This is a genomic window from Vibrio sp. L85 (genome assembly GCF_963871815.1).
Taxonomy (GTDB): domain Bacteria; phylum Pseudomonadota; class Gammaproteobacteria; order Enterobacterales; family Vibrionaceae; genus Vibrio; species Vibrio harveyi.
The window spans coordinates 22075-35331 of record NZ_CAWMYL010000176.1; the positions used below are offsets into that span (position 1 = coordinate 22075).

Annotated in this window: 12 protein-coding genes; 4 read left to right on the forward strand and 8 right to left on the reverse strand. The window is 44.2% G+C overall.

The window, feature by feature from the left end; all coding sequences use genetic code 11:
- Window positions 1-32: 32 nt before the first annotated feature.
- The 4 genes from AACR11_RS17495 to AACR11_RS17510 all read right to left on the reverse strand — a co-directional run bounded on the left by AACR11_RS17495 (window position 33) and on the right by AACR11_RS17510 (window position 2875).
- Window positions 33-695, reverse strand: coding sequence for a fimbrial biogenesis chaperone (locus tag AACR11_RS17495; protein WP_020480898.1), 663 nt, complete (start codon window positions 693-695; stop codon window positions 33-35).
- 50 nt (window positions 696-745) lie between these two features.
- Complete coding sequence (locus AACR11_RS17500; protein ID WP_005453662.1) at window positions 746-1258, reverse strand: hypothetical protein; 513 nt, start codon at window positions 1256-1258, stop codon at window positions 746-748.
- Between the two features lie 170 nt (window positions 1259-1428).
- Window positions 1429-2064, reverse strand: coding sequence for a helix-turn-helix transcriptional regulator (locus AACR11_RS17505; protein ID WP_005453657.1), 636 nt, complete (start codon window positions 2062-2064; stop codon window positions 1429-1431).
- Window positions 2065-2272: 208 nt separating this feature from the next.
- Window positions 2273-2875 (reverse strand): beta-phosphoglucomutase family hydrolase, encoded by a 603-nt coding sequence (locus AACR11_RS17510; protein ID WP_005453655.1) that lies wholly within the window; start codon window positions 2873-2875, stop codon window positions 2273-2275.
- 76 nt (window positions 2876-2951) lie between these two features.
- Between AACR11_RS17510 and arfB the strand changes: the two genes are divergently transcribed.
- A complete protein-coding gene (gene arfB, locus AACR11_RS17515; protein WP_005453654.1) occupies window positions 2952-3365 on the forward strand; it encodes an alternative ribosome rescue aminoacyl-tRNA hydrolase ArfB in 414 nt (137 codons plus the stop codon).
- A gap of 71 nt (window positions 3366-3436) precedes the next feature.
- Window positions 3437-5206 (forward strand): methyl-accepting chemotaxis protein, encoded by a 1770-nt coding sequence (locus AACR11_RS17520; protein WP_017819301.1) that lies wholly within the window; start codon window positions 3437-3439, stop codon window positions 5204-5206.
- A 92-nt stretch (window positions 5207-5298) separates the two neighbouring features.
- Here AACR11_RS17520 and vmeZ read toward each other — a convergent pair whose 3' ends face one another.
- Together vmeZ and vmeY are read right to left on the reverse strand one after the other, a co-directional pair.
- A complete protein-coding gene (gene vmeZ / locus AACR11_RS17525; RefSeq protein WP_005453652.1) occupies window positions 5299-8451 on the reverse strand; it encodes a multidrug efflux RND transporter permease subunit VmeZ in 3153 nt (1050 codons plus the stop codon).
- Window positions 8452-8459: 8 nt separating this feature from the next.
- Window positions 8460-9587 carry a multidrug efflux RND transporter periplasmic adaptor subunit VmeY gene (vmeY, locus tag AACR11_RS17530; protein ID WP_005453651.1) on the reverse strand — a complete coding sequence of 376 codons (1128 nt, stop codon included), beginning with the start codon at window positions 9585-9587 and terminating at the stop codon, window positions 8460-8462.
- Window positions 9588-9937: 350 nt separating this feature from the next.
- On the opposite strand from vmeY, the gene AACR11_RS17535 reads away from it, so the two are divergent.
- A complete protein-coding gene (locus tag AACR11_RS17535; RefSeq protein ID WP_005453645.1) occupies window positions 9938-10396 on the forward strand; it encodes a dCMP deaminase family protein in 459 nt (152 codons plus the stop codon).
- A 120-nt stretch (window positions 10397-10516) separates the two neighbouring features.
- Here AACR11_RS17535 and pepT read toward each other — a convergent pair whose 3' ends face one another.
- Complete coding sequence (gene pepT / locus AACR11_RS17540) at window positions 10517-11746, reverse strand: peptidase T (protein WP_005453643.1); 1230 nt, start codon at window positions 11744-11746, stop codon at window positions 10517-10519.
- A 192-nt stretch (window positions 11747-11938) separates the two neighbouring features.
- Window positions 11939-12799 carry a DUF6279 family lipoprotein gene (locus AACR11_RS17545; protein WP_029790038.1) on the reverse strand — a complete coding sequence of 287 codons (861 nt, stop codon included), beginning with the start codon at window positions 12797-12799 and terminating at the stop codon, window positions 11939-11941.
- A gap of 264 nt (window positions 12800-13063) precedes the next feature.
- Here AACR11_RS17545 and AACR11_RS17550 point away from each other — a divergent pair, with 264 nt between their 5' ends.
- Entirely contained in the window at window positions 13064-13237 is a 174-nt protein-coding gene (locus tag AACR11_RS17550; RefSeq protein WP_005453640.1) for a hypothetical protein, read from the forward strand.
- The last annotated feature ends 20 nt before the right edge of the window (window positions 13238-13257 follow it).

Genomic DNA, 13257 nt, shown 5'->3' on the forward strand with positions numbered 1-13257 from the left:
TATGTCAGCGACGTTATGAAAACTGGGTGTCGTTAGTTCACAAGAAGTGACTCGACGTTCACCTGAACTTTCTGGTTTGGCACGAGATATTGCATCGGTAGAACCGGCTCTAGTTGCTCCCAATCCCAACGCTTCGTTTGACCTTGCCAATCAACCGAGTAAGTGTGTTTGTTTAACTCAATAACACTTGAACCTGTATTGCTAATTTTCAGATTTGGCTTGTTGTCATTGGATACAGTGATTTCGCTGGAATATTGGTCTTGCGCATCTTGTGGAGAGACAAACACAAGCGCTCCGATTCGGAACAACATTTGTATGGCATCTTTCTCAACTTCATCCGCTTTGAGTGGCAATTGGCTCACGATCAAACGATAGGATTCTGCTACCCCCTTGGGTGCGCCAATGTATTGCACCTTAATGGTCTGAGATTTCCCCGGCTGAATAAGTACTTGCGGTGGAAAGATCATCAAGTCATCGGTTTCAAGAAGCGACTCTTCGTTGTTGAATTCAACTAATCGCTTAACGCCAGTCACCTCAATAGGCAAAGGTGCAAGAGAGGTATTGGTTACCTTGAAAAATACCGTTGTCTCTTTCCCTGAATCGGAAAGAAATTGCACCATTGGGAAAAGCTCAAAAGCCAACACTTGTGCTGGCATGTAAATCAAGATGAGAAATAATATTCGAAGTGTTTTCATACAACATAATGGCTGAGGGATGGACGGGACCTCCCTCAGCGCATTCCTTCCTACATGTGGAATAGAGTCACATACATCGCGCCGCTGTATTCACCCCAACGCGCACCAGCTTGAGGTTTAGAGGTAATTGAAAGTTTGTGCTCATCAGTCATCGTTTTGTCTAGGTTGTTACTAATTTCAACCACTTGATGGATACGAGCAACGGTAGTGTCAATCCCTTTGTCTTTTAGCTTAGTTTCACCATTGAAGCTGTACTCCATTGGAATTTCATCTTCATTGCTGTTGGTAAAACCAAATGGGTCAACTTGGACGATACCTTTCGTGCCGTATGAGTTGCACCACGTTTTAAAGCCAAATTCTTTTGTATCAGATGACTTAGTTAAGTCGAAATTGATGACATCCAAGTTGCCGTAAGTCATCATTTCACAACGCTTAGGCACTTCACCTTTGAATTTAACGTAAAAGTCTGCGCGACCTTCGTCAGACCCAACGACCCATGGATTCGCAACTGCACCAGCCGATACAAGCAACGCCATTGCTGCAAAACCTGCTAAACGTTTCATGATTGTTCTCCTTTACATTTTTTCCTGCGGTATAGACCAAAAGTTGAATTAAGTAGACGAGTTAAATGTACGCCTTATTAACTTTTTTCCTATCGGTCATCTGACCAAAAGAACCACATAAAAGGATGAGTAAAGGACAACCAAATAATTAATTTGAACTAGATCAAAAATCACTCAACCATTAAAGATCCTAACTGAGAACGGCTTTGCTTTCCTGTTTTAGATAATATATGGGAGACATGTGTTTTTACCGTGCTTAAACTTACACTCAGTTGACCTGCTATTTCTTTATTTGAATAACCTTGAACTAAATACATAAATACTTTCTGTTCTTTAGTAGAAAGTTCGTATTTAGCACCTAGAACTTCCGCAGATGAAGAACTATGAACTTGTCCCCTCACAATATTCTTTAATGAAGAAGACATGGCTTCTCGACTAAACCATAACTGACCAGAAGCCACCATTCGGACGGATTTGTGAAGCAGTTCTAAGGTAAAGTCATTCTCTAGTAACCCACCCCAACCCAGAGATATAAGCCCTTGAACTCCCTCTAAGTCTTGCTTACTCGCATTGGCAAGCAACCAAGCGCCGCCACGCGAAAGTGGTGAGATTAAGTGCAATGATGGATTACCTAAAGTAAGGCGATCATAAATAACAATATCAGTATTTTTTAAATTCCATATATTATTGACAGTTTTCTCAGTGTAAAAAGTGTAGTTTTTAAAAGAATGAGATAAACCAGCAATAACTAACCCTGACCAATCTGAGTCAGAAGAAATTACATAAACATTTTGAGAGCGTGTCATGCTCCTTTCCTGTAAAAATAATTTAGTAAAAGGAATAAATAACTATAGCGAGTGTAGATTATTAATACTTTATAATTAGATTGATAATTTGATTAATTTCACAATAAACATTCACATTCTCATTATGAGAATTATATAAATTCACTGAGGTTATACAAAAAGACCACGATAATATCGTGGTCTTTTAAATGATAATTAACTTATTAAGTTAAGATTTTGGATAAAATACTAGCTCATTACCCTCGACCATCACACAATCCATTCCTGCGGCATGAGCGGCTTTTTTTCCTAACTCGGTATCTTCAAACACCACACACTCTTGTGCAGACAAACCAAGCTGTTCGGCTGCCATAAGAAACGTATCTGGGAAAGGTTTGTGATTTTCTACATCCGTTGCCGTAACGACAGCATTTAACTTCTTCAGAATGCCCGCTTTTGCTAACAGACGCAGTGCGCTATCACGTTGACTGCCTGTTCCAACAGCAATCTTCTTATTACCAAGATGTTGGTCCAAAACCGTATTCGTGCATGAAATAATTTCACCGTGTTGTTCCATTTCTGCAAACGTGTCCATTTTGAAACGAGAAACAACTTTTGGGTCGAGAGATAAACCGTGTTGACGATTCACTTCGCCAACAATTTTGAAGCTTGGCATGCCCCCTAAACTATGCAACCACTCTTGGTTAAAAGGGAACTCGAAACGGTCTGCTGTCGCTTGCCATGCAGCTAAGTGCGCTGGCATCGTATCAATCAAGGTGCCGTCCATATCGAAAATTAACCCTTTATAGGGGCTTAAATCTATTGTGTTCATGTCAATTCTTCTATTTGTACATCTCTGATGGTAATTTATCAGCCATCGTCACATTCCTTATTGGCATTTAGTAATCATGCTCAAAATTTCGAACTCCGTCACAATTCAAGATTGGGAAGTCCAATTATTGCCTATCCGGGCTCAAGGAAATGGTGGGCAGAACGTTAATAAGGTATCGTCCGCAATACATCTGCGCTTTGATGTACGTCATTCCACACTGCCGGAATTCTATAAAGAGCGACTCCTCGCCCTTTCGGATAGTAGGATTTCAAAAGAAGGGGTGATCATCATTAAAGCTCAGCAGTTTCGGACGCAAGAGCAGAACAAAGAAGACGCACTAAATCGATTACAAGCGTTGATACAATCTGCCAGCCGACAGGAAAAGAAGCGTATTAAAACGAAACCAACTCGCGCTTCACAACGTCGCAGACTTGATAGCAAAACCAAGCAAGCGACAAAAAAACAGCAACGCCAGAAAGTGCTGTACTAACAAACGTCAGAGCTAGCCATTGGAAGCCTCTTTGGGTTTCTTAACTTAGTCAATTCTTCAGGACAAACTATATGACTATTAGGCACAAGCTCTACTCCCTAGGAGTAATTGCCATTCTTGGCATCGTGACCCTATTGGGTACCTCGTCACACTTCGCTAACCAAAGCCAAGAGCTCAACCATGCAATCAAATTGGTTGGCGATCTCGAAATTCGTCTCCTTAACCTGCGCCGTAATGAAAAAGACTTCTTGTTACGCAGCAACATCAAATACCTCGATAAATTCAATGCTAACGTCGACAAATTTTTGGGTATCGAACAAGAATTGGCTGGCATTCTCAACCTTTATGAACTTCCTTCTAGTCATCAATTCAAGCAAGATTTACTGGCTTACCAAAAAGGATTTCAAAAATTAGTTGCTGCTTACGAACGCTATGGTCTCGATGCAAACAGTGGTCTATTAGCGAGCTTTGAACAGGCTTTATCTGAAGCCGAGCAAAATGCAAACCACCAACAAGTAATGGCACTGACTAAGTTCGCGCAACGAGTTAAAGCCGGACAAATGGACGAAGGTCTGTTGCAAGGTTTGTATGTTCCTTCATTAATCGAAAATGCGCGCCAACTTGCGACGCAGAGACAGACGATTGGAGTCGCGTACAACAAAGGTCTACTGGGTGACACTCGTGCCCTATCACACACAGTTGAAGAACAATTTAAGACCTTCTCATCTGCGTTGAGTAATGCAGCGACCGAACGTGATAGTCAAAACACCATGGTGAAACAAGTTATCACTGCGGTAGTATTTATTATTATCTTAGCTCTGATTTCGCAAATCTCACGCTCAATCAATGCACGCGTTAGTAGCCTGCTTGCGACCATAAAGAACATCAGTGAAAGTAATAACATGGGTTTACGTTCAGAGTTGGCAGGTAAAGATGAACTGGCGGACATCAGCCACCACTTAAACGATCTGTTGGATAAGCTTGAGCACCTGATTCACGGCACACAAGAGAAGTCAGCACAGCTATCAGCAAGTACTGACAACATGCATCGCGAACTAGAAGGTGTGATGGAACAGTTCCACACTCAGGCAGACCATACCTCATCAATGGCAACAGCAGTTCAGCAAATGGTCGCCACGATTGGTGAAATCTCTGAAAGTACTTCTGTGGCAGTAGAAGGCGTTCACCAAGCTGCAAACAATGCGGAGCAAGGTCGTACCGTTGTTGAAACCACAGTAACAAATGTCGGTCAATTAACTGGTATTCTCTCGAACAGCCAGCAATCAATTGGCTCTTTAAACGAACATGTAGCGAAAATTGGCGGTGCAGTAAACATCATCCAAGATATTGCAGAGCAAACTAACCTACTCGCGCTAAACGCAGCAATTGAAGCAGCACGTGCCGGCGAGCAAGGTCGTGGCTTTGCCGTCGTGGCGGATGAAGTACGCGCACTCGCAAGTCGTACTCATCAATCGACAGAAGAAATCACTCGCGTGGTATCAGACATTCAGTCACAAATGTCGATGGTCGTATCTGATATCGACCAATGTAACGATCAGGGTCAGCAAACCCTACAAGCATCGGAGAAGCTGGATTCAAGCCTTCAGCAAATCATCGCAGACATGCATGCAATTCAAGGCAACTCTGAACGCATCGCATCAGCAATTGAAGAGCAAGGCATCGTGATGAATCAGGTGAGCGACTCGATTACTGAATTGAACGTGATTTCAGAAAACAACATGCAATCCGCACAAGAGTGTCTGCATGAAGTCGACTCTGTCTCTGCTCAAGCCCATGACATGGACGAAGCGGTTGCGGAATTTAAAACTCGCAGCGCGTAGCCCAAGTTCACTTACTCGGTTTAAATGAGTACCAACAAAAAGCCCGAAGCACTCTCATGCTTCGGGCTTTTCTATTTAAAGTTACTTAGTGCTTATTCATCATCTAAAGGAACCAGTTTGGTATTACCACCGTGGATCTTCTCACGTTTTCTCTGTACCAGAGCGTAGAAGCCCGGAATCAGGAAAGTACCTGCTAGGAGCACACACAGCAGACCACCAATTAGGGAAATACCCAATGAGTTCTGACTCACATGACCCGCACCAGCGGCGAAGATCAATGGGAAAATACCCAAGATGAACGACCAAGACGTCATGTTAACAGCACGGAAACGAAGCTTACCCCCTTGTACTGCTGCACTGTCGATATCCACATCTTTTTCTTCACGCTCTTGCTTGGCGAATTCCACAATTAGGATTGCGTTCTTCGCCGCGAGCGCTATGAGCAGGACGAGACCTATCTGAGCGTACAAGTTGAGTGGCGTTCCGGTTAAGTTCAATGCGAGGAAGGAACCCAACGTTGCCACTGGCACCACTAGGATGATCGCTAAAGGAATACTCCAACTCTCGTACTGCGCCACCATGAACAAGTAGATAAAGATCAATGCCAATGCGAACGCGTAAATCGCTTGGTTACCTGCCAAGACTTCTTGATACGCCATCCCCGTCCACTCGTAGGTGTAACCTTGTGGCAGAACTTCAGCCGCAACACGTTCCATTGCTGCAATCGCGTCACCACTTGAATAACCCGGAGCAGGTTGACCTTGGATGATGGCACTGCGGTACATGTTATAACGCCATGCAACATCCGGCTCAAACACCTGTTCGTAGCTCACTAATGTACTCAGTGGCACCATATCGCCGCTCGAAGAACGCACGTGGAAACGCTCAAGATCTTCCATACTGCTGCGGTGTTCACTGTCTGCTTGCATGGTCACACGGAAGTTCTTACCGAACATGGTGAAGTCGTTCACGTATAGCGAACCAAGGTTACCTTGCAATGTTTGGAAGATTGACGACAGTGGAATACCTAACTGTTGTGCTTTCTCACGGTCAATATCGACATAGTAATGCGGTACATTTGCACGGAAGGTACTGAAGGTATATGCGATTTCTGGAGCTTGGTTAGCCGCCTGAATCATTTCACCCATTACCATCGACAAATCAGTACGGCTACGACCTAACGTGTCCTCAAGTACAAATTCAAAGCCTGAGGCTGCGCCCATACCCGGAACGGCAGGAGGTCCCATCGCAAATACTATCGCTTGCGGCAGTTCCATCGCAGCACGACCGTTGATGCGGTTTGCAATTGCGTTAGCAGCATGTTCACCGTCAAGTGAATTACGCGTATCCCAATCATGCAGTTTGATGAACAGAGACGCACCATTTGATGCTGCGGCACCCGTCATGAATGAGTAACCATTCGCAACCGTCACGCCATCAACACCCGGCTCTTGCTCAACCATCTTCATCAATTCATTAGTCACTTCTTCGGTACGAGAAAGTGACGCAGAATCTGGAAGCTGCACGTTCACCAACAAGATACCTTTATCTTCTTGAGGTACAAACGCCGTCGACGTTGTTTTCGCAAAGAACGTTACTGCAGCAACCGCGACGAAGAAGAAAGCAATCAGCAACATAGACTTCTTAACCAAGAAGCCAGCGATCTGACCGTAGCGGGCTGTTACACGCTCTAGACCGCGGTTGAACGCTTGGAACCAGTTTGCCGTGTTGCCACCACCCTGCTTCAATACCAGCGAACAAAGCGCAGGAGACAGCGTTAGTGCGTTAATAGACGAGATCACTACCGAGATACAGATCGTCAGTGCGAACTGACGGTACATGATGCCAGTAATACCCGGAAGCATGGCTACTGGTAGGAATACCGCCAATAGAACCAAGGTCGAAGTAATGATTGGACCCGTTACCTCTTTCATCGCCAGCAAAGTCGCTTTACGCGGTGAAATGGTTGGGTCTTTCGCCATGGTGGTATCGACGTTTTCGATAACTAGAATCGCGTCATCTACCACGATACCGATGGCGAGGATCAAACCGAACAAGGTTACCGTGTTAATGGTAAAGCCCGTCGCCTGCATGATAGCGAATGTACCGATAAGAGATACCGGAATCGCGACAACCGGAATCAAGGTTGCGCGCGCACTACCCAAAAACAGGTAGGTTACTGCGATTACCAGCAAGATCGCTTCAATCAGCGTTTTTACTACGCCCTTGATCGACTCTGCAACGAACACGGTTGTGTCATAACTGGTTTCGTAAGCCATGCCTTCAGGGAAGTTAGTGCTTAAGCGCTCAAGCAAGTCCATGACCGCTTGACCGCTTTCCAATGCGTTTGCGTCTGACTGCAGTGACAGAGCAACGATCGACGCGTCTTGACCACGGAACTTACCGTTACCATCATAGAACTTCTTACCAAGCTCAACGCGAGCGACGTCTTTTAGGTATACAGTAGAACCATCTGGGTTTGCACGAAGTACTACATCCTCAAACTCGCTCACGCTCTCAAGACGACCTTTGGTCACCAAGTTAAACTGAACTTCTTGAGGGTTGTTGTATGGCGCAGCACCAATACGACCTGCCGCTACCTGTACGTTCTGCTCTGCCAACGCCGAGTACACATCAGTTGTTGTGAGGTTCAGGTTAGCCATTTTTTCTGGATCTAACCAAACACGCATCGCGTATTCACCACCACCGATAACGTTAACTTCACTGATGCCCTTAACACGCGCCAGTTGGTCTTTTACGTTCAGGTTGATGTAGTTGATAAGGAACTTGTCATCGTACTTACCGTCAGGTGAGTAGAAGTTCAAAACCATCAACAAGTCAGGAGAGCGCTTTTTCACCGTTACACCTACCATGCGCACTTCTTGAGGCAGTTTTGACTCAATCTGCGATACACGGTTTTGCACGTTAACCTGCGCCATGTCTGGGTCAGTACCCACATCGAAGGTGACGTTTAGGCTGTAAGAACCATCGTTAGCACTCTTTGAAGACATGTAAATCATGTTTTCAACGCCGTTCACGGAGGTTTCTATTGGGTCGGCTATCGCCTGCTCCACAACCTCAGCACTTGCACCCGTATAAAATGCTGTCACGCTCACCGATGGTGGACTGATTTTAGGATATTCCGCAACAGGCAAGATCGCTAACGAAATGGCACCTGCCAACGTCAAGATGATCGAAATAACCAGTGCGAATTTCGGTCTTTGAATAAAGAAACGACTTAACATGACGCCTCCTACTGTTTCTGTTCAGCAGGTGATTGAATACGCACTTCTACACCGTTGCGTACACGTTGTAGACCTTGTGTAATCACAGTGTCGTCCTTGTTCAAACCTTCTTTGATGATGATACCCTGCTCTACTTGCGCACCAAGTTCAACGTTACGGCGCTCCGCAACATTGCCTTCTGCCATCACCATGGCAAAGTCACCTTCTAGGTCCGTTTGCACTGCACGACGAGGAATCACGATGACGTCTTTTGCATTCTTATCGCGAAGGTTCACTTTAATGTGCTGGCCAGGAAGTAGCTTTTGCTCAGGGTTTGGTACCACTGCGCGCATCGCGATCGTACCGGTTTGCGTATTAATCCGATTACCTAAAAAGTCCAATTGACCTAGATGTTCGAAGTACTCTCCGTTTTCCAGTTCAAGCTGAACCTCAACGCCACTCGACTCTGCACTGCCGTCGCCTTTAATACCGTCCATACCAAGGTTTAAACGTTCACGTTCACTCACGCTGAATGAGGTATGCACTGGGTCTAAGCTAACTAATGTCGTCAAAATGCCAGAAGATGGGGAAAGCAGATCACCAGTACTTACTTTACTGTCACTGATGCGACCGCTAAATGGAGCACGAATTTGAGTGTAAGAAAGGTTTACTTCCGCAAGCTTAAGCTGAGCGTTTGCTGCTTCAAGCTCTGCTCGCGCGCCAAGTAACGTCGCCGTCAACGCATCGAACTCTGATTGGGAAATACTGCCACGTGGCAACAAGTTTTTACCACGTTGGTGGTCGAGCTCTGCTTTCTTAAGCGCCGCTTTTGCCTGAGCTAGCGCTGCTTTTGCACTCGCCACTTGCGCTTCAAAAGAAGAAGGCTCGATGGAGTACAACAACTGCCCTTTCTCTACCATCTGACCTTCGTCAAAATGGCGAGCTTCAAGATAGCCGGAGACTTGTGCCGTAATATTCGTATCTTCTACTGCTTCAATGCGACCGATGTAAGACTTACTCGGTTGGTAGTCGATAATTGTGACATCTTGAGTCACAACAAGAGGAGCTTGCGCCCCCTTCTGGGCATTATTTGCTTCTCCGCATCCCGCGAGGATAGCTGTTGCCGCCATTAGTGCGACGAGTGGTTTCTTTTGCATGTATATACCGTCTTTATAGAACAGGATTCGTTTGACAATACCCTAACCTTACAGGGTGCTTTGTCCGAAAACTTCAAGAGAAACCGGGGAAAGTGTATCAAAGTGTAAGCCGATGAAACGACTCGCAAACATCGTAATCAACAGGCTAAATTTGTTGCGATCATGTACACGAATCACGCTGAAAATTGATGTGAAGTAAGCAATGAGAATATGGCGTCATCATCACTTGGAAATCAAAGTCTACATAGGAAAATAGAATCTTCATGATCACTAGACATGTTTTGACTATTTTTTTAAACAGAATGCGTTATCATGCAGATAATTCAAAGCTTTCGACCGAGAGGATGAGTATGATTTCTAAATGGGAGAAACGTTTTTACCAAATGGCTGAGCTGGTGGCATCTTGGAGTAAAGATCCATCGACACAGGTAGGTGCGGTTATCACAAAACAAAACCGCATTGTTTCTGTTGGCTTCAACGGCTACCCACATGGTGTTTCTGACAGTGTGGATACGGATGAACGTGAACTGAAATACTTAAAAACACTGCACGCAGAAGAGAACGCGATTTTGTTTTCAAAGCGCGACTTAGATGGATGTGATATCTGGGTAACGCACTTCCCTTGCCCAAACTGTGCGGCAAAGATCATTCAGACAGGTATCGCTCGCGTGAGTTGCCCAGAACAGTCTGAAGATTTCTTGTCTCGTTGGGGTGATAAGATTCAAGTAAGCCAAGATATGTTCGACCAAGCCGGAGTCGAAGTGAACTGGCTACCAATTAGTGAAATCGAAGAAAAAAGCGTTCGTTAAACCACCTCTTGGATGGTTAATAAACATACAGAATTCATTTCACTCGAGCAAAATTAAAAAGCCCAGACACGTGTCTGGGCTTTTGTTTACTTGAAGGATGAGATTACTCAGCAAATGATATTAACCGTGCTTCTTCGCCGTTAGCTCAGCAATCTTAACGATCACTTGAACCGATTTCTCCATCATCTCAACTGAAATAAACTCGTGGATACCGTGGAAGTTATAACCGCCAGTGAAGATGTTTGGACACGGTAAACCCATAAATGACAAACGAGCGCCATCTGTTCCGCCACGAATTGGTTTGATCAAAGGTTCTACATCACAATCTTCCATCGCTTGTTTCGCCAAGTCGATAATGTGCGGGTATGGTTCAACCATTTCACGCATGTTGTAGTAGCTGTCAGTGAGCTTCAACTCAACAGAGCCATGCTTCAACCCAGCGTTCATATCATCGACAAGTTTCTGCATGAAGGCTTTACGGCTTTCCAGACCTTCACGATCGAAGTCACGAATGATGTAACCTAGCTCACTGCGAGCCACACCAAGTTCACCTGATTTAAGATGGAAGAAGCCTTCGTAGCCTTCTGTGGTTTCTGGCGTCTGATCTTCTGGCATTTGCACTTGGAATTTTGCCGCCAAGTTCATCGCATTAACCAATTTGCCTTTTGCTGTACCAGGGTGAACACTCACGCCATGGAAAATGACATCCGCACTGGTTGCATTAAAGTTTTCGTATTCTAACTCGCCTTGAGGACCACCATCGATAGTGTACGCCCATTTCGCACCAAACTTTTCAACATCAAACAAGTCCGCACCACGACCAATTTCTTCATCTGGTGTAAAACCAATGCAAATATCACCGTGTGGGATTTGAGGGTTTTCAATCAGCATCGCAACCGCGGAAAGAATTTCTGCAATACCGGCTTTGTTGTCAGCACCAAGTAGTGTCGTACCATCAGTCGTGATCAGGTTGTGACCATGAAGATCGTGCAAATCTGGGTATTGGACTGGTGATAACACTTCATCGCCCAAACCAAGTGCAATATCGCCACCCTGATAGTCCTCAATAAACTGAGGATTTACATTTTTACCAGAGGCATCTGGTGCAGTGTCCATATGCGCGATAAAGCCAATAGCAGGTACATCGTAATCAACGTTAGATGGCAGTTTTGCCATCAAGTAGCCGTTGTCACTTAACGTCACATTGCTTAAGCCAAGCTCAATCATCTCTTTTTTAAGTTGCTGAGCAAACACCAGTTGCCCGCTGCTGCTTGGGCAAGCTGATTCGTGGGGATTAGATTGAGTATCGAACGTGACGTAGCGAAGAAATCTTTCAACTAAATGTTTCATAATTATTCTCATTGTTTTGGGCGAAGGATGCCGCGCACAGGGATGCTTGGTATGCGAGGATCCTATCCAACATGGTTCGACAAACCATGTTACGCTCATGAGGCGATAAGAATTTGCTTTGAATCAGTTTTTCATTAAAAAGTGCTGGCGCACTCCTACAGCACTCACATTAAGAATTTGATTTATCGAGTTTTAATTCAATAGGTCTTCGGCAAGTTCTCGCCATTCTCGGATTTTGCCATGGAAGTGTTTCCATTGTTTATCACTCATGGATTGAGCTATATCTAGAGTGAATTGATCCGTTAGTGCGATATTTTGATCAATATTCTTAGTCAATTGATCACTATAATAACTTTCTGGTTCAAATAAGAGCTGCATGAATACCTGCTGGTAAACCACGCTGTTGGTTTTATTTTCGAAAAGATATTCTAATTCTTGAATAATGGAAGATCGATAATCACGCCATAAGGGACTATTTATAATCACTTGTTGAGAAAGCTGTTTGGCTCGCGCTTTTTGTTGGCTAGATAATTTCCCCAACCATTCTTCCATCCACTCCTCTGTATTCTCTAAGACAACTTCTCTCAGTTCTTGTTCCGTTTTTCCTACATATTTTTCATCTCTCTCCTTATAACGTTCTCTTACACTATCAATAAACTCTACTTCTTGTTGATTATCGAGCTGCATACTTAACGAGAACAGATCTGGAGCGGCTTTCGAAACAAGACGTTGATAATGTTCACGCATTTGGTCTCGATTCGCTTGCAATGCTTCCAACGTAATGCTGTCTTTATTCAGTGCCTCCAATTGTTTTAAGTGATCGATATATAAAGGTAATTCTTCTTTCTTGTGCCAATCGGCTAATAATAAGATTCGCTCCTCTACCAGAGCTTCTTGTTCACCATCTAAAGACACATAGTCATCTAAATATTCGATCACTACCCAATCAATATTGCTGTATAAAAACTTCTTCGCACAACCAGCAAGCGCCAAAATAGATAACAAGATACATCCATATCGAACCGCTTTATTAGATAAACTTTTTAATTTCATCACCGATCCATATTCCCTTTTCCATTGATTAAGTTCTATACTCAATCTAAATCACTTATTATTGCGGCAAACTTACGTCAGTCTGGCAAAGTGACATTGCCACCCTAGTAGTATATAGAGTTTGAAATTAACTTTTTTATCACAACTATCCGCAAAAAAGTGAGTTAGTGCGCAATTATTAGCCAAAACTCGAACGATATAGCGTTCCTTAAAGTGGCATATAAATTGCTTCAATAACATCAGGATAGTTTATGGAGGCGTAGCATGGCTGCTGCTGAGCAACTTGATACGAGTGTAGAATACGAAATTCGCTACTTTGAACAGGGGAAAATGCACAGTATGAGAGTCGTCGCGGAAGATAAGAAAGCGGCGCATCGTTACTATTTGGAGTGTGGCAAACACAATAGTGATTTGTACTCCATTCGCCCAGACCAATAAAAAACCGCCCTTGTTTGGGC